This window comes from Pseudoalteromonas sp. J2K-J031 (genome assembly GCF_058197095.2).
The window spans coordinates 238,558-261,343 of sequence record NZ_CM200279.1 but is presented as its reverse complement, the minus strand read 5'-3'; the positions used below and the strand labels follow the sequence as shown (position 1 = coordinate 261,343).

Below are 22,786 nucleotides of genomic sequence, written 5' to 3'. Positions count from 1 at the left end.
TGAACTACAACACTGTGAGGGGCATGGTCGCCCTTTCACAGCAACTTTAATAAATAAAAATGGAAGGGTTATTTATGGCTGAAAATATGTCGGTTTTAGTGCTACTTGGTTTAGCATTTATTGTAATTTTAACGGCAATTAAAATTGTGCCTCAAGGTTATCATTACACAGTTGAACGTTTTGGTCGCTACACTCGCACTTTAACGCCGGGTTTGCACTTTATCGTCCCGTTTGTTGATTCGGTAGGACGCAAGCAAAATATGATGGAGCAAGTCTTAGATGTTGACCCGCAAGTAGTTATTTCATCGGACAATGCACAAGTAACGACTGACGCTGTATGCTTTTTTCAAGTACTTGATCCGGTTAAATCATCATATGAAGTGAATGATTTGGAACGTGCAATGCAAAATCTAGTGATGACCAATATCCGTTCGGTATTAGGTTCGATGGAATTAGATGAAATGCTGTCAAACCGAGACCGTATTAACGGCGCTTTATTACTTAAAATTGATGAAGCAACCGATCCTTGGGGCGTTAAAGTCACCCGTATCGAGATTAAAGATATTGCCCCACCACAAGATTTAGTGGATTCAATGGCTCGCCAAATGAAGGCTGAACGTGAAAAGCGCGCCATTATTTTAGAAGCCGAAGGTGAGCGAGAAGCCGCAATTAAAGTGGCTGAAGGTGAAAAACAAGCTGCTATTTTAAAAGCAGAAGGTCAATTAGAGGCGGCAAAACGCGAAGCTGAAGCACGAGAGCGCTTAGCAGGGGCTGAAGCTGAAGCCACTCGCTTGGTTTCTGAATCAATTAAAAATGGCGATCAACGTGCAATAAACTACTTTGTTGCACAAAAGTACATGGATGCACTTGGCCAACTTGCGGCATCTGATAACAATAAAATCATGATGATCCCACTAGAAGCAAGCAACATGCTAGGCTCTATTGCAGGTATTGCTGAAATAGCCAAAGATGCGTTTGGCAACAAATAATAGCGAACATTAGTTATGTAGGAGGTTAAAATGCTTGAACTTTTTACTCAAATAGAAGCATGGCACTGGTTAATATTAGGGCTGTTGTTGCTGGGTGCTGAAGCATTAGGCACTGCAGGTTTTTTACTAGGCGCTGCCATTGCCGCTTTATGCATAATGTTAGTAAAGTTCGCCCTTCCAGAACTGAGCTGGCAGTGGCAAATGAGTTTATTTGCCGTGCTGTCTGTTATTTTATCTATTTTGTATTGGAAATTTTTTAAGCGGTTTAATCAACACAGTGACCACATAGAGCTTAATCAACGTAGCCATCATTTAATCGGTAAAGAGTGGGTGTTAAGCCAAGCTATTACAAAAGGTGAAAACCACTTACAGATCGGTGATACTTACTGGAAAGCATTTAGTGATCAAGATATTAAAGCGGGCAGCAGAGTCAAAGTAATAAGCGCTGACCAAATGTCTTTAACCATAGGCACGGCTTAAACGTGTCACCATTAATTCAGTTAGAGGGAGCCAGCTTAACAGCTGGCTTTTTATGTCATGAAAGCCAGTGAATTTAAACAACTTGATTTAAACAGCGACGAAACTCGAGAAATAGTCACGCCCTACGCATTTAAAATTAATGAAGCATTGTTAGGCTTACCGCTCGCACACCCTCATCGCAGAGGATTTGCAATGGTCATTGATGTGACTCTGATTTTTTTAGCCGCAAAACTAAGCGCTGCTCTTATTGCGTTTGTTGCAGCTACGGCATTTTATAAAGGCACTGCTGAGCAATATTTACCCACTATGAGTGGCTGGGTAAGGAAAAGTTTAAAAATTATTGCTGCGTCATTTTTGTTTGTCGCCTCTCTTTCGTTACTAAATGAAGGGGTTGATTATTTTGAAGGCACTCCCGAGCCGCTGATTAGCGGGATCAATGGAGATATCAATTTTACTGCAGCACAAAAAAAAGCAGTACAGCAATATTTAGCGACAACCGAAGATAAAAATTGCACCCCAGAATGCCAACAGCACGCTCAAAAAACGTTAATTGAAGCAGCACCGAATCTTGATGACTTAGTAGATGATGACACCAAACAATTGAATCACTTCGTATTAAACATGCTGACCCACCTCGATACTTCAACTGAACAAAAAGTAACAAGCATTGCAGAGCAAAGTAAACTCGCCCCTTTGGCCGATAAAATAAGCACAGATAAACTAGAAAGCAATCCTCAAAAAAACGACCAACCCGCCTACAGCCTGATTGAATGGGCTAAAGGGATCTTATCGGATTTAGGGTTGGGATTTGGTTGGGCTGCGGTGTATTTCACGTTATTTCCATTATTGTGGCGTGGGCAAACACCGGGTAAGAAGCTGCTTAATATCCGAGTCGTGTCCTTATCGGGTCAGTATTTGTCGCTTTGGGAGGCGTTTGGCCGTTATGGTGGTTATGGCGCTGGATTTGCTACAGGTTTATTGGGCTTTTTACAGATTTATTGGGACCCTAACCGCCAAGCAATTCAAGATAAAATCAGCGCAACAGTGGTAATTAAAGGCTCACTTAAACAAACTATTAATCTTGATGAATTAAAACACCATGAATGAGGGGATTCGTTTAGCAAAATACATCGCCAATGCTGGTTTGTGCTCTCGTCGCCAAGCATCGCGTTTAATTGACCAAGGTTTAGTCACTGTAAATAACGCCATTGCCGATCACATCTGCTTTGTGGGCCCCAATGATATGATTACCGTTAATGATGAGTTGCTGGTCTACCAAGCAGAACAAGTGTATTACCTTTTTAATAAACCTGTTGGGATTGATAGCCGTTTATTACCAAACGACCCAACCAGCTTAATTCACTTACTTCCCCCTGATATACGCATTTATCCGATTGGCCGCTTAGATAAAGATTCTTATGGGTTGATGATATTGACTAATGATGGCGATTTATATCATCAAATGAATCACCCCGATCACCATCAAGAAAAAGAATATCGCGTATCGGTAGAGCGCCCTATTGATGCTGATTTTTGCAAAAAAATGGCCGCGGGAATTCTAGTTGACGGCCAAATCACCAAAGCATGTACTGTGTGGCAAACTGCAGAGCAAGAGTTTCATATTACGTTGACCCAAGGGCTGAATCGGCAAATTCGTAAAATGACTAAATACTGCGGCTTTCGTGTTATTGAATTAGAACGGGTTAGAATCTCCAATTTACACTTAGATAATTTAAAGTCTGGTGAATTTAAAGCCATCAGCAAAGCGCATATACAATTAAAAAGTAACGCCATTTAACGCCTGTATCAATTTAATGTATAAAAAAGCCCTAACATTGTGTTAGGGCAGTTGCAAAAATAAACAGTAGTTTCAAATAGAGTATAACAAACATGGTTGATCTTGCCCTGTGGCATTTTGTCGCATGTCGCAGTACGCCAAAACCTACGGCATTCTTTTATAATAATTCAGAGTGGGTTGATTTTCCGTTACAATTAGAATGTTTAAGTCGCTGATATAGCGGTTAGACTCTTGCTCACCACGCTAAAAATCAAACACGTTTAGTTGTGCGCTAACCGCCTCAATCAAACGCCTCATCACTTTTATCAGTAAGCTCTTTTTCTACAGCCACCGCATTATCATACTGAGATAACTTATTTTGTTTTATCATGCGGACTACTTTAGTGATGTACTTATCTTTCATTTCAGAGTAATCAATTAATCCGTGGATCAACGCTAAACCAGTAATAACTTGCTGTTCAGCACGATTAGATAAGCGAATTTCGCGCATTGGCGTATAAGGATAATACGCATTTAAATTACGCATATATTTACGCACTGCTTCATTGACGGTATCAAACTTAGCGACTTCATGCGCTTTATTGTTATCGCGAGATAATGGTACAAAACCACATCCCTCACTAAAACACCAATGACCAAATAAGTTATTTCCTTCTTTGGCAAACCGAGAAGTCCCCCACCCCGATTCAATGGCAGCCTGAGCAAGCGCCAAAGAAGGAGGGATCACATCAACTCGGCGCACTAATACGGCAAAAAAATCCGCATCAAAATCTTGTTCGTCAATATGATAGGCGTCTGCATAGGCTTTTAATATCGCTATATCCTGCTCAGTCAGCGCTTTACCTTGTTTAAATTGTTCGGCGTATTGTTTTACTTGAACTCGTTGAGCGCGAATAAAATCATTTTGTTCTTTAATAATTGGCCGCAAAAAATTAAAAAAGGCTTGTTTTTTTTCATTCACATCTTGATAGCGTTCAAAATCAGGTAAGCTGGTCACGGGTGTTTTACTGGTGGCATTTAATATTGCTAACGGGTCCACTGCCATCACCCGATATAACCAAGTGCTTAGTGCTCCTACACATAAAGAAAAAATAGCCAAACCGATAAATAATTTTTTTTGAGATACAAGCATATGGTTCTCCTTGAGTGAAAAAGCATCACTTACCTTCAGTTTTTATCTCATAACTTCCAGCTTAGCCAACTATTTTTTAATTACTAAGGTAAACTAAAGGTAAACCTCATTAAAAAACAACCATAGGCCTCGCGATGACAGAGTATCCAATTGACCAATTGCCCGAATTGATAAACGAGTTAATTCTTTGTGATACCGCTGAGCGTAAAAATAAGTTACTCCTTGATGCTCAGCAAAACCTCTCAACCGAACATCTCTCGTTATTATTTGAAGCGATCCCAAAAGAGATGCGGATGGATATTTGGGAGTTGCTTGATGATGACACCCAACATGAGATATTTGTTAATTTAGGCGATGATAGCTGTCGCTGGTTATTACACACCCTTGAAGATGAAGCGTGCTTCGCATTACTTGAAGAAGTGAATGTTGCCGAATTATTAGAGTTAGAAGAAGTTATCCCACAGCGTTTTATTGATTATGCAAAAAAACAACTCGATGAAGCGCAAATCAAGCAATACGAACTCGCCCAACAATATAGCCAAGATAAGCTAGGCCACTGGCTTGGGTTCGATTTTTTAAAAGTATCTGAAAAGCTTACTATTGCTGGGGCAAAAAAATTACTGCTAAAAGGCCTCCCCCAATTTACTGAGGTCATTTATCTTGTCACACGCCAAGGCCGTTTAATGGGTGAGGTTGCAGTTAATGATTTACTTAAAGCTGATGAGCAAGATTCTCTTTTAACCCTCGCCAATCACGACATTATGAGCTTATCAGCCGAAGACGACCTTTATGAGGCGGCTGAGGTTGTAATTCATAGTGGCAATATGGCCACTCCAATCGTTAATGCTGACAATCGCTTAATTGGCCGCTTAACCGTTGCTGCGGCGTATGAATTACGTCAAGAAAGCATTGATTCTGCTGCAGTCAATGCCGGTGGTTTAAGCAAAGACGAAGACTTATTCGCAAGCGTACGTAAAAGTGCGAAAAACCGAGGTATTTGGCTTGGCATTAATTTAGCCACCGCCTTCTTAGCGTCATGGTTTATTGGTTTATTTGGCGCCACAATTGAGCAAGTTGTCGCACTTGCGGTTTTAATGCCGGTAGTCGCATCAATGGGGGGGATTGCAGGCAGCCAAACTTTAACCGTTATTGTTAGAGGGTTAGCACTTGGACAAGTCACCGACGCTAACCGCAATGCATTACTGAAAAAAGAACTGCGCGTCGGGGCGCTCAATGGATTAGTGTGGTCGTTAGTCATTGGTGCGATTACTTATTTATGGTTCAGTGATGGCATGCTAAGTTTCACCATTACGGTCGCTATTTTATTAAACTTAGTTGCAGCGGCCATGTCTGGCGTATGGATCCCATGGATTTTAGATAAATTCAAAATCGACCCTGCTCTTTCTGGCTCAGTGATTTTAACCACAGTAACCGACATTGTTGGATTTGTGACCTTTTTAGGCCTAGGTAGTTTACTGCTGCTATAACAGGACATTGTTGTAATGTGGATTGCATTTACTCTTTTTGCTGCTTTTATGCAGGCGTTTCGTAACGCCTTACAAAGTAAACTCAGCGCCTATGTCAGTGTATTAGGCGTCACTTTGGCCCGTTTTATTTTAGCTGGTCCCATTGCGTTGCTTTACTTACTCTCGCTTTATTGGTTTATCCCTGCAACCATCCCCGATTTTAGCGGCGCGTTTATTGGTTTTATTTTTGCCGCAGCACTGATGCAAATTGTCGCAACCGCATTAATGGTGAAGCTATTTAAACTGCAAAACTACGCAGTGGGTGCAGGGCTTGCAAAAAGTGAAGCGGTAATGGCCGCATTAATTGGCAGCTGGTTTTTTGGTAGCACTTTAGCTCCCATCGGCTGGCTGGGTATTTTAATTGGTACAATTGCCGTTTTCATTTTAAGCGGCGTAAAAAGCATTAAACAACTCAACCTACCTACGGTGCTGCTAGGATTAGCCTGTGGCACCGCCTTTGCACTTACTTCTTTATGGGTGCGTGAAGCAAGTATTAGCCTTGGCTTGCCATTTCCACATAGTGCTGCTTGGGTGTTAGTGTTAGTTATCGCGTTACAAACTGTATTACTGAGCGCTTATGTTTTTTATGCGCAAAGATCAACATTTACAGACCTATGGCAACATCGTAAAACAACCTCCGCGGTTAGCTTAACAAGTTGTTTAGGATCAATTGGTTGGTTTAGTGCTATGAGTTTACAGCACGTTGCTTTTGTCAAAACGGTGGGGCAAATTGAAGTGTTTTTCACATTACTTATTGCGGTTTTATTTTTAAAACAAATACCTAAAAAACAAGACACCATTGGCCTGATATTGATAGCGGGGGCAGCAGTATTAGTCATGCTACCTCACTCTTAAAGTTGCACTGACAACAATCGCATTGAGCAACACTAACTTTAGTTTTGCTCACGCTTAATTATTGGGCTTTTAGAGGAATAAATTCGGTTTGCTTACCTTGCATATCCGCTCGGATAAAATGTGGTTTTTGCCACAGCAACAACTCCCCTTTTTTACCATTTTTAATTGAGCTATCAATGGCAATAATACGATTATCAAAGCGTGTTTCTAGCTGTTCAAACGACGTATGGCCAACAACTATATACTGCGCTTGAAGTTCTTTAAGTATGGTATCGACTTGGGCTTGAGTAAGGTGTTCGTCTCGAAAATAACCGCGATACCACACTGGCCCTGTTGAGCCATGTAAGGTTTGATAAATTGGGTTATCGACCATCTCAGATCTTACAAGGCCAATACTTTCGCGAAAATGCTGATTCGCTTGCTCAAAACTCAGCTTAAGATCGAGATAATCTTGATGAATCCCGCCATGTAAAAACACCATATCATTTATTTTAATGATGGTTGATTTGCTGCGTAACCATCGGCCAAGCACAGTATCTTCACCCAACAAGCTTTTTAAGTCTCGCTGCATTAATACCAACGTTTGGCGGTATTTATCATGGAGATAACGCTCATCCCCACGTAATACCATATATTCATGGTTACCCAATAAATAATGTACTTTACCACCCGCCCTTTCGGCTTGTTGTTCTAACTTATAAACAAGCCACAGTGCCTCAGTCACCGTATCGCCGCGGTCAAATATATCACCAGTGATCACCAAGTGACCTTTGCCAAATTGCCAATTGTGATTGGCATCGATCACTTCATTTTTTTCAAGCAGCTGAATAAAAATATCAACTTGACCATGGATATCACTGATTGCTGCAATTTTATCTACATTTTGGTAAATGTCTGACTTACTGATTGGGTATTTGGTCGCAAAACGCGCCTCTCCCTCATAGCTCGAGACTTTAAGTTTGTTTTGTTCAATCGTGTATTGCTGTAATACACCCTGCCCATCAATTAAATAAGGGCCATCGTTATAAAGTACAGTGTTAACTGGCTTTTCATCATTTGCAACCGTGATTGCACTAAAGCAAAAACACGCAAAAATACTAAATAAGGTAATTTTTTTACTAAGAAACATCCATCGACTTCCATTTACATTGATCTGATAGATGAGAGCAAAACACTTAAACAAACACAATAGCTTCTATCTCTATTTTCTCTCTATTTGAGCACAGGTACATCGATTACTAGAGCATGGTACGCACATGCTGAAGGTATTGCGCCAAACTTTGCTGCCATATCTCAATCGCCTCGCTGAACTCAAGCGGTGTTTTTTTATCGAGTAACCGACGCTCTAGTTTTTTAAGCTCAAGGCCGTACAAATTAAAACCTAGTTGCAAAGCGGTGCTAGCTTGGCGATGCAATACTTTGATGCACTGTTCTTGATCTGTCGTTGCAATTTCTTGGCAGCGATTGAGCTTGCTGCGCGCTGATAAAACAAACTCGTTATAAACCGAAGACAACTCATCCTCATTAAACGACGTTGCCAGAGAGTGCGCAGCAATTACATCATACAAAACGGGCTTTAACTCAACAGCGCTAATTGGTAAATACCCTTTTTGCGAATTAGTGATAGCTTGGCGTAACTTGTCTTGCTTGATTGGTTTTGCAACGACATCTTTAATACCTAACGCTTCGTACTCATCGGTTTCAGATTTACTTAAACTGGCAGTAAAAGCCAAAATAGGTGTGGTTGTATTTAAATGCGCAATAGCTTGCAGCTCACGCAACACCGTTTGACCGCTAATATCGGGTAAATTCATATCAAGTAATACAACGTCGAATTTATAAAGCTGCAGCAACTCAATGGCACTTTTACCGGTATCTGCCAATTTTACTTTATGCTCGTCCATCGCCATCAGCTCAATCGCAATTTTTTGATTAAGCGGCAAATCTTCCACTAACAGAATGTTTAACCCCGTTAAGTATTGCTTCGATTTATGGCGCTGCTCAACCAAGCTCAGCTCACCTAAAGCCGCTGTTAAATTAAAACTAAAGGTACTTCCTTTACCAATCTCACTTTGAATTTCAAGATGACTGCCTAACTTAGCTAAAATTCGACTACTGATCGCCAATCCCAAACCAGTACCACCTTTTTTCTTACCGCTACTAGTTTGTACATAAGGCTCGGTTAAATATTCAATTTCATCATCTTCAATACCAGGACCACTGTCTTGCACCGAAAAGTGCAAGGTGTGCTCCAATGTTTTTGAATGCAGCAAATCGACTTGGATAGTCACAGAGCCTTGATCGGTAAACTTAATGGCATTGTTTATTAAATTACTCAAAACTTGTCGCAAACGCTCTTGATCAAAGTAATAACAAGACTTGGCTGGCAAATTAACGTTAAGATCAAACTTTAAGCGCTTTTGCTCTGCAATGGGGCTTGATAATAAACAAATATTTTTTAACCAAGGCTCAAGCTCAACATCTTCTTCATATAACGCACTGGTACTTTGGTCAACGGTGGCGTAGTTGAGCACTTGGGTCACTAAAAAGTTAAGTGATTCAGCAGAGTGAATGATGGCTTCACAATAAGGCTTACCTTTTGGGTCTGATAACTGATTCATAATCAATTGTGCACTGCCTAAAATACCGTTAAGAGGCGTGCGAATTTCATGACTCATCGTCGATAAAAAAAGCCCGCGCAGTTCCGCATCTTTTTGCGCTTTTTCGGTTAAGCTTTTTAAGTTTTCAGAACGGCGTTCATTACACAATACCGCCAAACCCGTTGCATAAAACATCGGTGTTAGAATACCTATAAATAAGATAGCCGCACTAAACCAGCCATCTTTAATAATCTCTTCACTGGTTAAATCTTTGAGTAACAAGGTGCGAAGGCTAAATATCCCGATTAACAAACAACAATGAATTAAGTAGATAATACTGGCATTGGGATAGCGCTTTAAGGCAACTTGAATAAATAAATAACTTACAAAAACCCCTTCAATAATCCGTTGCAAATCGTAAATCAGAATTCGTGCATGAAGGTTGTTATCGCCAAACAAAAACCAGTTAAACGTAACGCTTAACCAAAGAGTGGCAATCAAAAAAAGTGTTAAACTTAGGTGCTTAAATTGAAAAAATCGACATAGTGCGATAGCTTGAATAATGGATGCTAAAAAAAGCAATAAATAACCGAAACTTAACGCATAATCTTCCCAACCATTTTCATGGTTATGAAACTTAAATAATGCTAATGCGAGTAAAATAAGGAGAGGATAAAAAACAAATAATAGGGTGCCAGGTGTATTTTTATTCGCTCGCCAAGTCAGGAAGTTAAGTAGGCACATCACCATAACGATACAAAAACTAGTGATAAAAAGCGTTTTTAATTCAAGCATTATGATGACCTTACTCAAGTTGAGGTTTATCATAACAAAATTGCGATGCTATAAAAGCATAACTTAGCGGTAAAAATATTAGGTTGCTTGCTCTGTTTAACTCTGAGCACTGTCATTCTAAATAAGGGCGCTCATGTTCACTTCCTTAAAACTCAGCTTACGAACCACGTTTTTTTACCTGACCACACTCTTATTAGGTTACTCGCAATTTTCAGATGCGTCAGTGCAATTGCAGGTAGTTACAGAAGAATGGCCTCCTTTTAATTACACCAATAAAGAGGGGCGCATTGTTGGCCGCGCCACATTAGTGGTCGAGCAACTCTTGCGTGATGCAAATGTCAGTTATGAAATTCACAGCTATCCATGGGTCAGAGCGCTTCAACACGCGAAAAAAATCCCCAATACCATGATCTTTTCAATTTTTAAAACCTCAGAACGAGAAGACCAATTTAAATGGTTGTGCCCTTTAATTGAGAGTCCTCAAATATTTCTGTTTCGTTTAACAAGTCGAAAGGATTTAGCGGATCTGACTCTTTCACAATTAAACCAGCATTCTATAGCAGTGATAAAAAATGATGTGGCTTTTGATTTTTTGCAGCACCATCCTCAAGTGCATGTAGATAGCAGCAGCTTAGGTGTGACTAATTTTCGTAAACTCATTGCGGGGCGTGTCGATTATATGGCTTCTACTGAATTTACTATGATTGAAAATATCAAAGCACAAGGGTTAGATGCAGGGATTATAGCTCCTGAAATAGCTATTGGAGCCGCGACACCAAAACCACTGTGCATGGCCTTTAATCTTGAAACTTCCGATGATTTAATCGCAAAAATTGCAGCGCAAATCGCACTATTAAACCGCAAATAAGAAAAAAGACACTACAAGCAGTGTCTTTTTAATTGTTGGGAATGTCTGTTTAAATTTAGCACGCCCAATAAAAAACTCAATAACATTTAGTTAACACTTACAGAGCACTGTACAACTCTGCTTTTTGCTCATAACGCTTCAAATTATTTACAATTTTAATGGCCGAATATTTTTGGGCAAAATCACTTAAGGTTAAGTCATTGCAACGTATTTTTTTTGTGGCTGTTTTCATCGTTATTTGATTTTCTTTTAATACTTTAATCAAATTTATTGGCTTATTCGACACCACCGCCATACAAATTTGTGTTGATGGAGAGTGATCCGATGCAGTCAGTTTCACCTGCTCATGCGCCATAGTATTGGCACTGATTAATAATGTTGTAGTTGCTAAAATAGTGGTTAATAGTTTCATGATAAAGTCCCTCTTGGTGCGCTAGTTAAGTAATAAATACGTGACCATTTGAAGGTAATACAATCCGATTCATAATGTGTATCAAAAGCATATCCTGAAGTAACAAGGTATGTCGGCAGCCAAACCCCTAAGCTGTATAATTGTTAACCAAATCCCTTAAAGATATAACCAAATGTAAGCAGCGACACATTTGGTTTCACCGCCCCCAGCTGAAATTTATTTTACCCCTACCAATGAGTAAAAAAGACCATTATTTAGCCAAATCATTAGCTGATTTGTTAATTTTTTATCGCACAACTTTTTTTTGGGGCAAACGCATTTTGTAACACTCTCTTAAAAAAAATAGCCATTTATTTAGCTTGTTTTCAATCACTAGACAGCGATAGAGTAGATAAAGGTAAACAGGAAGAGTGAACCTACTTTTTTAGTTTAGAGTTTTGATATTTTAATCAAGGTGTGATGTATGACTATCCAACGTGCTTATTTGCCTGACATTACCGAGCTGGCGGTATTATTTGATCAGTACAGGCAGTTTTATTTACAAACAAGCGACATTAATTTAGCCAAAGCATTTTTAACTGAACGAATTGCGGCCAATGAATCGGTGATCTTTGTCGCAAAGAACGAGGACCATAAAATGGTTGGATTTGTGCAGCTTTATCCATCATTTTCATCTATTTCAGCTAAACGCAGCTGGATATTAAACGATTTATTTGTCATTGAGGCTGTCAGGGGGCAAGGTGTGGGTAAGGCATTGCTCGATAAAGCCAAAGCCATGGCAATTGAAACGGCTGCAGTAAGCTTAACGCTTGAAACTCACCATACCAATACTGAATCACAAAAACTCTACCTGTCGCTGGGTTACCAACTTGAAGAGCAATTTAAAAGCTACTACCTAAAATTAACCGATAATTAAAACTAAAAAATCCGGTTTATCTGAAAAAATCCAATAAAAAAGCAACAACCAGCCATTAAAAAGCGCTGATTGTTGCCCTGTTCAAACACGTTAATCCGTGGTTATAACTTTTTAATGTTATCGCCACTGTCGCGATCAACCAACTTAATAAAAGGGTCAACCCCTGCATAAAGTGGCTTTTCTTTAACTTTTAAAGTGATGGTATTAGTGCCACTTTCAATCGTATGTTTTTCTAAATACAGCACGTTATCCGCTGCCGTTAAATCATCTGGATCGGCATTAAACAAACCAATATCAACCTTATCTGAAAACGCGACTTCAGTTTCTTTACCTTGGCCATCAGCACGCTGCAGCTTCGCTTCAACCGTTAAGGTTACATCGTAATAACCATTTGCATCCACTTGCTCAGCAATTGCGACTTCGGTAGTTTTTAAGTCATATAAGGTAATGTATTCAAATAAGTTACTAACAAACTGTTTTTCGCTTTCTGTAGTATCTTGATTGATATAGGCCATTAAATCTAAGGTTGTTGGATAAGGTTCGCTTTGATACTGGTAATGCGCCAAAAACGCTTTTAACGCTTGATTCAGTCTCGCTTCACCTAAGCGGTCTTTGAGCGACATCATGACCACTGACCCTTTACGGTAATGAATGTACTGTTGGTCTTCGCTACGCATCAGTGGCATTTCTTCTAATGCTTCAACGGTGCGGCCACGTAAGTAGCGATCGAGCTCATATTTTAAAAACTTACGGATTTTATCTTCGCCGTATTTTTTCTCCATAATCATCAACGCACTGTATTGCGATAAACTTTCAGAAATAATCGCACTGCCTTGTACATTTGCGGCCCCCACTTGGTGACCCCACCATTGATGAGCCACTTCATGCGCAGTCACGTAGTACACAGGATCGATATTTTCAGGATCGCGTAAATCAGTAATAAAACCAATTTTTTCAGAGTAAGGCACCGTATTAGCAAAACTTTGTGCAAACGATTGATAACCTGGAAACTCAATTATCCGCATTTGTTTGTGCTGATAAGGGCCAAAATTAGCGGTAAAGTAATCAATCGAATCACGAACCGACTCAATCATACGATCAATATTCATGTCATGATCTTTGTGATAATACACTTCAATATCAATGCCTTTATATTGCTCATGTTTACGCTCAAGCTTTGCCGACATCACCGAATAAAAGTTCACCATTGGGGCGTCCATTTTATAGTGGAATGTACGACGGCCATTAGCAACTGACTCAGACTGCAAATACCCTGGCGCAATGGCAAACTGATCTTCGGCTGTAGTAATGGTGGCTTCAAAGTCGATAAAACCAATCCCTTTACCAAAAAAACTCTCATTATAATGGGCTGAGTCTTCTAACTTATTGGCGCGCTCTAGCGGTTCTAAATCATGTTGGCGACGCTTATGACGGTCACTTAGCTGATAACTTTCGTTATAACCAAAGTTTGGGAACAACTCATAGTTATTTAAGAAGGTGCCGTTTTGAACCAGCTTCACATCTTCATCTGCATCGGTAAAACCTTGGCTTTCACGCACGACTGTGAGCTGACCTGAACGCGTTTCACCGGGCTGTAATGGTTGCTTAAATTCAAACCAAGCAGTATTAAACTGTGCATCCTGCTCTGCAATTTGGCCGCCTGCAATTTTAACATCCCACTGGCGAGCGTTATTACTCGGACGTGATACTAAAAAGCGCTCGATCACTTCGTTTGAGGTGTTTTTAACCACAATATCGGCTTGAGCAGTGAGTTTGCGTTGATACGGATAAATATCAACATTGACCTTAGTAGAGGTAATGGTTGGGATAGGCGCATCTTTATATTGCACGTACTTTTTCTCGTAATCTGCTTGAAGCTGTTCACGATCGTCTTGCACCATAAACTCATTGAGCACTCGCGTGTTGTAATAAATGTAACTGCCTGATGCGACAAAAACGACTAAGCCGGCCGCAACCGCCATTTTACCCGCTGGAGCTAATTGATAGCCCAAATGACTTAAGCGTACTTTTAAAGACTGCGCCGGACCACGATGCCACAAGCCATACCCTAAAGCGCCTAATACCACAGTAAATGCACCCCAATAGACTAAATACCAAGAATGCGCCGTTAAATAAGTGCCAAACCCATTAATATCAGAGTATAGAACAGCCGGCGCTTGACTAAAGTGGAACATATTATGGCTAAAGCCAAAGTTACCGAGCACTATCGTACTGATTATGTATAAAACAAACAGCATCATGCCAACATATTTATTTGGGCTAATAACTTGTAAGAAAAACGCAAGCACTGCGGTCATAAAAAATGACGCTAAATTAACGTAACCTAAACGGATAAGGTACTGGCTTAATTCGATATGACTATAACCTTGCAGTAACTGATTACTCACCGTCACTAACAAGCCAAATACGTACAACAGCGTCATAACTAAACAAATCGCTATCAGTTTTGACAACCAAAAAGTACTGTTTTTTACAGGCATGGAATCAATAATATCGCCCATGCCCGAACTACGTTCACGCCATACAATTTCAGCGCTGTAATAAGCTAATACAATCAACATCAACATACTGGTTGAGCTTGCGATTAACTCCACCATGATTTGGGTTAATGGCCAGTTTGGTGTACCAAACATACCTTGTGGATCGAGCAAAGGGGCGACGAGTAAAAAGACCGTTAACGCACCCAAAATTAAAAATGGCGCACTGAAGACCACTTGTTTAATCTCAAACTTAGTACGGTGAATAAGTTGACTGATGTTATCGATTCGACTGCTACGATAACTAATGGTGTTGGTTAACAACGCAGAATCATCACCTTGAATTTGTTTCGCTTTTTTGACTTTTTTACCTTTAGGCAAACGCTCAAGACTTCTAAAACCACCAAACAGCGCCATGATCACAACACCAATCACCGCCCATAAAACACGGTTTTCAAGCAATACACCAGACATCTCAATAGCAGTATTATTTTTATCAAACATGGTCCAATAACGAGTTACTTCTGCCAAGGTATTAAACGCAAATGGATCGGCCAGCGCCGCCAAAACACGATACTCAGGCTCGGATAAAAACTGCCCTGAAATGGTATAGAGAATAAACAGCGCCACCGCTGACAAATACACAGCCATCATTGAGCGAAAACGGACAGCTACCGCATAAAAGAAACACGATAAAACAAATAAGGTTGGCACCGATAAATAAAAGAACGCTGTAAAGTAATAACTTAAATGAGTTTCACCTAAGCGCTCAACATCCACCCAACCCGTTACACTTCCAATCAATGTGCCCAGTAAAATACCCAGTGGCACAAAACTAAACACCGTTAATACCACTGCAAACGAGCCAAAAAAACGGCCTAATTGATAAGTAAAAGGATTGATTGGTTTACTATAAAGTAACTCAGACATTTTGCTGGAGTCATTACGTGTTGCGGTGCTCGCAACAAAATTCACCACTAAAAACATGGCAAACAACCCCATAATCACTAAGGTTTGCGCAATCGAAAATGGCCCGTTATACAAAACATTACCACCGCCACCTATCTGAACGTTTTCACTGACCGTGGCAAAAAAAGTCAAAAAGAAAAAAATCAAACTGGTGACATAAAATGAAGGTTGACGCACAAAATAGCGCCATTCAAACATAAACATTCTAGCTAACATAACGCCTCCTTATGCCGCGCGTCTGTGCTTATGAAGCGTTGAAAAATACACATCTTCAAGGTTGGCGGGTGCCGTTTCAAAGCCTTGTGGTGGCTCATCAGCCATGACATGAACTATGGTTTGGCCTGCAAATAAACGTTTGGAAATAATTGGCATCGATGCTTCAATTTCTTGCGCTTCTTGCTGTGATACTGCTTTACGCCAGATTTTGCCTTGCAGCTCATCGGTAAGGCTCACAGGATTACCTTCAAGAATAATTTGCCCTGATGCTAATACTGCCATCTTGGGGCACAGTTCAGTAACATCTTCAACAATATGCGTTGATAGAATAATCACTTTTTCTTCACCTAAGCTCACCAGCAAATTATGAAACCGATTACGCTCTTCGGGATCAAGACCAGCGGTTGGCTCATCAACAATGAGTAAATCAGGGTTACCTAATAAGGCTTGGGCAATACCAAAACGCTGACGCATGCCACCTGAAAATCCACTCACCGCATTTTTACGATGTTGATATAAGTTGGTATGTGCTAACAATCCCTCAACAGCTTCTTTACGCTCAGCTTTGTTATTTAGTCCTTTTAAAATAGCCATATGCTCAAGTAATTCATAAGCGCTAATGCGCGGATACACACCAAAATCTTGCGGCAAATAACCTAAGCGTTGGCGCAGTGCTTGAGGGTCATTTAAGACATCAATCTCAGCAAATTTAATGCTACCGGCATCCGCTTGCTGCAAGGTTGCAATGGTACGCATTAACGATGATTTTCCTGCTCCATTAGGGCCAAGCAAACCAAACATTCCCTTGGGAATGGTTAAATTCACATTATCCAGAGCCTTGACGCCGTTATCATAGGTTTTTGATAAGCCTTCAATTTTTAACATTCTTTGCACCTCTCGTTGTAATTTTTATAGAATGAATTTCGCTCACCAGCATAAGTGATGGCCAACAATTAAGCCCTCGCTAGGTGATTAACGGTCAATAAAAGTGATAAAAGGTCTAAAGCAAAGACGCCAAAATTTAATAACGCTAAAAAGAACAACCACAATCATGATTAAGTTTAAAAACCAATATAATCAATAAAATAAATCCTAAACGACAACTTAACATAGAGTGTTGACTCTATAATTTGTGCTTGCTTGGTGTCACTAAGCTAGGTATAAATTTACCATTAATCCCCTAATGAGAAGCGAAAAGCCCATGCAAGCACATCAAAACCAACCTTTAACTGATTATATTGAATACCCAACAAACGAAATGCTCGCACGTGCTGAAGCATTTTTAGCCAATAGCCAGCGCCGTCATTCAATCCGTTCATTTTCAGATAAGCCAGTGCCAAAAGAAATAATTGCAGCATGCATCAAAACCGCAGGCACAGCACCGAGCGGGGCTAATCATCAGCCTTGGCATTTTGTGGCAATCAATAGCCAAGATGTTAAACAAAAAATTCGCAAAGCTGCCGAAGACTTAGAGCGATCATTTTATGAAGGCCGTGCAGGTGAAGAGTGGCTTGATGCTCTAAAGCCGCTTGGTACTGATGCAAACAAACCTTATCTTGAACATGCTCCATGGCTGATTGCGATTTTTAGCCAAAAGAAAGGCGGCATTCATGCTGATGATAAAAACACCAATTATTATGTTCATGAAAGCGTAGGGATTGCGACGGGTTTTTTAATTCAAGCATTGCACCATGCCGGTTTGGTGACTCTTACACACACACCTAAACCAATGAGTTTTTTAAGTGATATTTGTGGCCGCGATAAAGATAACGAACGCCCTTATATGCTAATTATTGCCGGATATCCAAATGACGATGCGAGTATTCCTGAGCATGCTTTAGTTAAAAAAGGGTTGGCTGAAATAGCGACTTTTTTATAAAACAATAAGAGCCTGCAATGCAGGCTCCTTAGTTGTATATACATGAACTACTTACTAATTTTAAATAAATTTATCACTCTTCAACCACCAACCGCTCACCAGCTATTAAACCCGAGACAACAACAATCCTTTTAGTATCCAGCACAACCCCTGTGCGAATAAAGCGACGCTCAACCTGATTATTATTAAAGACTTTAACCATATTAAGTTGCCCATACCGAGTAATGTATTGCGGGTCAATCACCACCTGAGTTTCGCTGCTGCTTGGTAAACTCACCTTGGCATACATTCCTGGCATAAGCCTAACATCATTAGCAAAATCAAGTTTCACCAAAAAGCTACGTGCACTACTATCGGCTACAGGCACTATCTCTGCAACCGTTGCTTGTCCCCTAAGGTTAAGAGAGGCCACCTCGACCGCCAATAACTGGCCCAACTTTAAACTCACTGCTTTTTGCTCACGCACCGCAGCTTCAATTTGTAACGATTGTGGATTATAAATCGATAACAGCACCTGCCCTGGGCTTACGGTATCACCGGGTTCAGCCATACGATCAACCACTTTACCCGAAATTGGCGCACGAATTTGACTGTATGATAACCCCACCTGCGCTTGCTCAAGTTGCTCAGCTGCACTATTGCGGCTCGCTTCAAGCTCTGTAAAGTTAGTTTTAGCAACATCTAAATCATTCATTGCAGTTAAGCCTTGCTCACGTAATTTAATAGCGCGATTAAGCTGTAGCTGCGCTTGCGTGAGCTGACTATTAACCGCATCTAGCCGCGCTTTAGCTTGTGCAACTTGTGCTTTTAATTGGCCATCTTCAAGCTCAATTAATAAATCGCCTTGCTGTACAGCTTGCCCTGCCCGTACCGCAAATGTTTTGATGGGTGCCAAAATCCGACTCGAGATTACGGTATTTTGTTTTGCAATAATTGTTGCTGGTACATATTCAGTTTGCTCAATCGCTTGCGCTGTTACTGCCTGAGTTTTGCCAAAAAACGATGCCTGTGCAACAGTATCGCTCGGTGATACTTTTTCACTGAATAACCCAGCCATCACTGCAATCAAAACCAATAACAACCCAATCGCAACAACAGGCATTAACCAATTATTTTTAACTTGTATAGACATGATTAAAACTCCTCTGATTGAGCAACGTCGCCCGTAGGCTCAACAAATACTAAAAAATAAACTAGCGGCACAACAAATAACGAAAATAAAGTTGATGCGACAATGCCAAACATAATTGCAAGCGCAAGCCCACTAAACACAGGGTCAAGCGTGATGATCAAGTTCCCCAGCAACGTTGTCCCTGCGGTTAACAACACTGGGCGCATGCGCACTGCACCCGCTTGAATTAACGACTCTTTAATCGCCAAGCCTTGATTACGCGAAAGGGTAATAAATTCAACTAAAATCAGTGAGTTTCGCACCACAATACCCGCAAGTGCAATCATGCCTATCATCGCTGTCGCGGTAAACAATACAGGCTCAGGGCTGCCTGCAATCAACCGCTCACCAAATTGATTCATCAACCAAAAGCCCGGCATAATCCCTATGATGGTGAGTGGAATTGCCGACATAATAATCAGTGATAACGCAACCGATTGAGTTTGAATGCGCAGCAAAACAAAGATAGCTGCCAGCGCAAAAGCAAAGGCAATACCCATATCTCGAAATACCCTGATGGTAATGCGCCACTCACCTTCGCCACTCCAACTTAAAGCAGTACCACTGGGTAACTGCCACCAATCATCGCCCCCGGCATTTAAATAATGGCGGTCTTGCCATGCAGTAAGATCCGAGCGCTCTATTTTGTGCTCGCTATCGACTAAATCATGACTTAAATCACTGATCACCTCTGCTGGCGTGCGGCCATTAAGCTCAGCAAACACATAAATAATATTATTTAAATCTTTACGTGTGATGACTTGCTCGACCTCATGCTCGCTAAAATGCCCAAGCTCAGACAATGCCACGAGCGGTTGCGGTGCACTTTCAAGCCCCAACCCTTGCTGAGTTTGGCTCATACCAACACGGCCTTTTACTTGCAAACTTAATAAACTTTCAAGCTGATTGCGCTGCGCATAAGGGAGTTTTAAAGCTATATCAAGCGGTTCTATTTCATTTGGTTCATGAATAATACCCGCGATTGCACCACCGCTCGCTAAAGCTAAGGTGTGTTTAATATCTTGTTTTGCAATACCTGAAAGCGCCGCTTTTTCTTGATCGGTAACAAAGCGTTGCAGTTTTTGCGGGCTCATTAAGCTTGAATCTATTTCAACAACATGGGCTTCTGTGCCAAGCCTTGCCATCACAGCATGCGCTGCAGCTTGGTGTGTTTCATCACTTACAAATGGCAGCGCTGTGACTTCAGCCACCAAAGTACTTAATACTGGCGGACCTGGCGGAACTTCAACCACTTTAATACGAATACCATTTTGATTTAACGGCGCTAATAACTCACGCATTCGAAGCACCACCGCATGAGATTGGTGCTCACGCTCTGTTTTATCTAATAATAAAACCCGAATATCAGCTAAATTTGGTGCCACTCGCTGATAGTAACGACGCACCATGCCATTAAAATCAATCGCTGATGGCTCGCCCACATACGCAGCAAAGGTCGTTACTTCCGGTAATTGCTTTAAAGTACTAATAATTTGCTGACTCATTGCTGCAGTTTGCTCAAGCGTGGCAGCTTCGGGGAGATCAATTAATATTTGTACCTCGTTTTTATTATCGTAGGGCAATAGCTTCAGCGGCACAGTTCTAAAAATAGGCAGTGCTGCGCTGATCACAAACAATCCCAACACTAGCCATAAGGTATATTTAGCACGCTGACGATTAGCAAGCAGCGGGCTGATCATTCGGCCATACCAGCCGCCATTTTCAACCAACTCATCATTACTGAGGGCTTCATTAGGCTTAAGTAACTTTAACGCCAACCAAGGAGTAACGAAAAATGCCACCGCCGTTGAAACCATCACACTAATCGGCACATTAAATGCCATTGGCGCCATGTAAGGGCCCATCATGCCGGTAATATACGCTAGCGGAATAAACGCCAACATAATCGTGATGGTCGACATCACAAGCGCACCACGAATTTCAGCCATGGCCAGCACAATATTGTTGGTTTTATCACCGCTGCGCTTTAAAAAGCGACTGATGTTATCAATGCCGGTGATCGGGTCATCAACCAATAAACCAAGTGATAAAATTAAGGCAAACAAGGTGACACGATTAATGGTGTACCCCATGCTCATATCTAAAAATAAGGTAATCCCATAACAAATTGGTACCGCAAGGCCGACCACAATCGCAGGGCGCCAACCTAAAAACACCCCAACAAAAATCACCACGGTAAACACAGCAAACGCTAAACTGGAGGTTAAGTTATTTACTTTTTCATCGGCTGTGGCGCCATAGTCGCGCAGCACTTCAAAATGCACTTCTTTGGGGAGAATTTGCTGACTAATCAACGCCATTTTCTCAAGTACTTGCTCAGTTAAAACAACCGCATTGCTGCCAGTTTGTTTTGCAATACTGAGCGTAACAAGCGGGTAATCACTTTGATATTGAGCGCTATTTTGGTGGGCAGCTGCGTAACTTAACCATTGATAGCTAGTCGGCTCACTTGGCCCATCGGTGAGCGTGGCAATGTCTTTTAAATAAACCGCTTTACCATTTATGACATTGACCACAAGGTTATTTAATTCACTGCTGTGGCGCAGTACGTCACCCGCTTCCACAATTATTTGCTGTCCTTGCGCAGTTCGACTGCCCACTTGTTGCAACTGATTTGACACTGTAATTGCATTAAGTACGTCAATCATGGTGGTATTGCGGGCAGCCATTGCTGCAGAATCAAGCATCACTTGTGCTTGGCGCTTACGCCCACCAATTACTTTTACCTCACTGCTTTGGGCAATTTTTTGTAGCTCAATCACTATTTCATCGGCAAAGCGGCGCAGTTCATAATCATCATAAAGCTGCGGTTGGTCGCTCCACAATCCAAGCATCATAATGGGCACATCATCGACTTCAATCGGCTTTATTTGCCAACTTTTAACGATACTTGGCATCTGATCTTGATTAGCATTGAGTTTATTGTAGGTATTTAAAATCGCATTTTCGCGATTTTCACCTACATAAAAACGAAGTGTTACAGCAACTTGACCGTGACGAGTCGTTGAATAAACATGCTCCACCCCAGGTATTTGCGCCAATAGCTTTTCAAGTGGGGTCGTGACCTGACGAACAGCCTGAGTGGCAGCGACATCGGGTACATCGACTAAAATATCAAGCATTGGCACAACAATTTGCGGCTCTTCTTCACGGGCAGTAAAGTTTAAAGCCAACATACCGAGCAACACAGCACAGACAAAAATAAACATCGGCATTGCCCCAGAAAGCGATTGAGCAATCAGCTTATCAACGGGATGCTTTAAATCACTCATGATGACGTTCCTTGGCAAAAGAATTGGTAAAGCTGCGTTAATATCGCCGCTACACGAGGGTCATCAACTCGGTAATAAATTGTTTGTGCTTCTCGCCGCGTACTAACGAGGCCTGATTTTCGCAATCCAGCTAAATGTTGCGATAGTGCAGACTGAGCCAGCGGCACTAAGTTATTGAGCTCACCAACGCTCAACTCACCTTGTAACAAGGTACACAAAATCATCAATCGATTTTTATTTGCTAACAATTTCAAAAAGCTTTCGGCTTGTTCGGCGTTGTTAGTTAATTGGTTTATATCAAGTTGCATATCACTAGCCTCTTCATTAATAACGCTAGTATAGCAATTACATTAGAATTGTCTAATATTAGACATTGCTAATTTAAACAA

General features: G+C 41.0%; 18 protein-coding genes. 9 read left to right on the top strand and 9 right to left on the bottom strand.

The annotated features are described in order from the left end of the window. Positions 1–74 precede the first annotated feature (74 nt). The 4 genes from AC3KZC_RS01200 to AC3KZC_RS01185 are packed head-to-tail and all read left to right on the top strand — an operon-like array spanning position 75 to position 3,267. On the top strand, positions 75–989 hold the full coding sequence (locus AC3KZC_RS01200; RefSeq protein WP_490578256.1) for an SPFH domain-containing protein: 915 nt from the start codon (positions 75–77) through the stop codon (positions 987–989). A gap of 30 nt (positions 990–1,019) precedes the next feature. Next, complete coding sequence (locus AC3KZC_RS01195) at positions 1,020–1,469, top strand: NfeD family protein (protein WP_490578257.1); 450 nt, start codon at positions 1,020–1,022, stop codon at positions 1,467–1,469. A 57-nt stretch (positions 1,470–1,526) separates the two neighbouring features. Further along, on the top strand, positions 1,527–2,576 hold the full coding sequence (locus AC3KZC_RS01190) for an RDD family protein (RefSeq protein WP_490578258.1): 1,050 nt from the start codon (positions 1,527–1,529) through the stop codon (positions 2,574–2,576). Further along, on the top strand, positions 2,569–3,267 hold the full coding sequence (locus AC3KZC_RS01185; protein ID WP_490578259.1) for a pseudouridine synthase: 699 nt from the start codon (positions 2,569–2,571) through the stop codon (positions 3,265–3,267). Before AC3KZC_RS01190 ends, AC3KZC_RS01185 begins: the two co-directional genes overlap by 8 nt. A 280-nt stretch (positions 3,268–3,547) precedes the next feature. On the opposite strand, the gene AC3KZC_RS01180 is transcribed toward AC3KZC_RS01185, so the two are convergent. Next, positions 3,548–4,399, bottom strand: a complete 852-nt coding sequence (locus AC3KZC_RS01180) for a glucosaminidase domain-containing protein (RefSeq protein ID WP_490578260.1) — start codon at positions 4,397–4,399, stop codon at positions 3,548–3,550. A 134-nt stretch (positions 4,400–4,533) separates the two neighbouring features. Here AC3KZC_RS01180 and AC3KZC_RS01175 point away from each other — a divergent pair, with 134 nt between their 5' ends. After that, on the top strand, positions 4,534–5,886 hold the full coding sequence (locus AC3KZC_RS01175) for a magnesium transporter (RefSeq protein WP_490578261.1): 1,353 nt from the start codon (positions 4,534–4,536) through the stop codon (positions 5,884–5,886). 15 nt (positions 5,887–5,901) lie between these two features. Then, positions 5,902–6,780, top strand: a complete 879-nt coding sequence (locus AC3KZC_RS01170) for a DMT family transporter (RefSeq protein ID WP_490578262.1) — start codon at positions 5,902–5,904, stop codon at positions 6,778–6,780. Between the two features lie 58 nt (positions 6,781–6,838). Here AC3KZC_RS01170 and AC3KZC_RS01165 read toward each other — a convergent pair whose 3' ends face one another. Next, a complete protein-coding gene (locus AC3KZC_RS01165; RefSeq protein ID WP_490578263.1) occupies positions 6,839–7,909 on the bottom strand; it encodes a metallophosphoesterase in 1,071 nt (356 codons plus the stop codon). A gap of 109 nt (positions 7,910–8,018) precedes the next feature. After that, positions 8,019–10,175, bottom strand: coding sequence for an ATP-binding protein (locus tag AC3KZC_RS01160; protein ID WP_490578264.1), 2,157 nt, complete (start codon positions 10,173–10,175; stop codon positions 8,019–8,021). A 133-nt stretch (positions 10,176–10,308) separates the two neighbouring features. Here AC3KZC_RS01160 and AC3KZC_RS01155 point away from each other — a divergent pair, with 133 nt between their 5' ends. Beyond that, the gene (locus AC3KZC_RS01155; protein WP_490578265.1) at positions 10,309–11,043 is read left to right on the top strand and encodes a substrate-binding periplasmic protein; all 735 of its coding nucleotides are present in this window, start codon (positions 10,309–10,311) and stop codon (positions 11,041–11,043) included. A gap of 97 nt (positions 11,044–11,140) precedes the next feature. Here the strand turns inward: AC3KZC_RS01155 and AC3KZC_RS01150 are convergent, their stop codons facing one another. Beyond that, a complete protein-coding gene (locus tag AC3KZC_RS01150; RefSeq protein WP_490578266.1) occupies positions 11,141–11,455 on the bottom strand; it encodes a DUF3718 domain-containing protein in 315 nt (104 codons plus the stop codon). 463 nt (positions 11,456–11,918) lie between these two features. Here AC3KZC_RS01150 and AC3KZC_RS01145 point away from each other — a divergent pair, with 463 nt between their 5' ends. Continuing rightward, entirely contained in the window at positions 11,919–12,371 is a 453-nt protein-coding gene (locus AC3KZC_RS01145; RefSeq protein ID WP_490578267.1) for a GNAT family N-acetyltransferase, read from the top strand. Positions 12,372–12,472: 101 nt separating this feature from the next. Here the strand turns inward: AC3KZC_RS01145 and AC3KZC_RS01140 are convergent, their stop codons facing one another. Further along, positions 12,473–16,054 carry an ABC transporter permease/M1 family aminopeptidase gene (locus tag AC3KZC_RS01140; RefSeq protein WP_490578268.1) on the bottom strand — a complete coding sequence of 1,194 codons (3,582 nt, stop codon included), beginning with the start codon at positions 16,052–16,054 and terminating at the stop codon, positions 12,473–12,475. A gap of 9 nt (positions 16,055–16,063) precedes the next feature. After that, positions 16,064–16,939 carry an ABC transporter ATP-binding protein gene (locus AC3KZC_RS01135; protein ID WP_490578269.1) on the bottom strand — a complete coding sequence of 292 codons (876 nt, stop codon included), beginning with the start codon at positions 16,937–16,939 and terminating at the stop codon, positions 16,064–16,066. A 316-nt stretch (positions 16,940–17,255) separates the two neighbouring features. On the opposite strand from AC3KZC_RS01135, the gene AC3KZC_RS01130 reads away from it, so the two are divergent. Next, positions 17,256–17,933, top strand: coding sequence for a nitroreductase family protein (locus AC3KZC_RS01130; protein WP_490578270.1), 678 nt, complete (start codon positions 17,256–17,258; stop codon positions 17,931–17,933). 73 nt (positions 17,934–18,006) lie between these two features. On the opposite strand, the gene AC3KZC_RS01125 is transcribed toward AC3KZC_RS01130, so the two are convergent. Genes AC3KZC_RS01125 through AC3KZC_RS01115 form a run of 3 tightly spaced genes read right to left on the bottom strand, consistent with a single transcriptional unit; the run spans position 18,007 to position 22,705 of the window. Continuing rightward, complete coding sequence (locus tag AC3KZC_RS01125) at positions 18,007–19,065, bottom strand: efflux RND transporter periplasmic adaptor subunit (RefSeq protein ID WP_490578271.1); 1,059 nt, start codon at positions 19,063–19,065, stop codon at positions 18,007–18,009. Between the two features lie 2 nt (positions 19,066–19,067). After that, entirely contained in the window at positions 19,068–22,397 is a 3,330-nt protein-coding gene (locus AC3KZC_RS01120) for an efflux RND transporter permease subunit (RefSeq protein ID WP_490578272.1), read from the bottom strand. Next, positions 22,394–22,705, bottom strand: coding sequence for an ArsR/SmtB family transcription factor (locus AC3KZC_RS01115; RefSeq protein ID WP_490578273.1), 312 nt, complete (start codon positions 22,703–22,705; stop codon positions 22,394–22,396). The genes AC3KZC_RS01120 and AC3KZC_RS01115 overlap by 4 nt, the downstream gene beginning before the upstream one ends. Positions 22,706–22,786 lie beyond the last annotated feature (81 nt).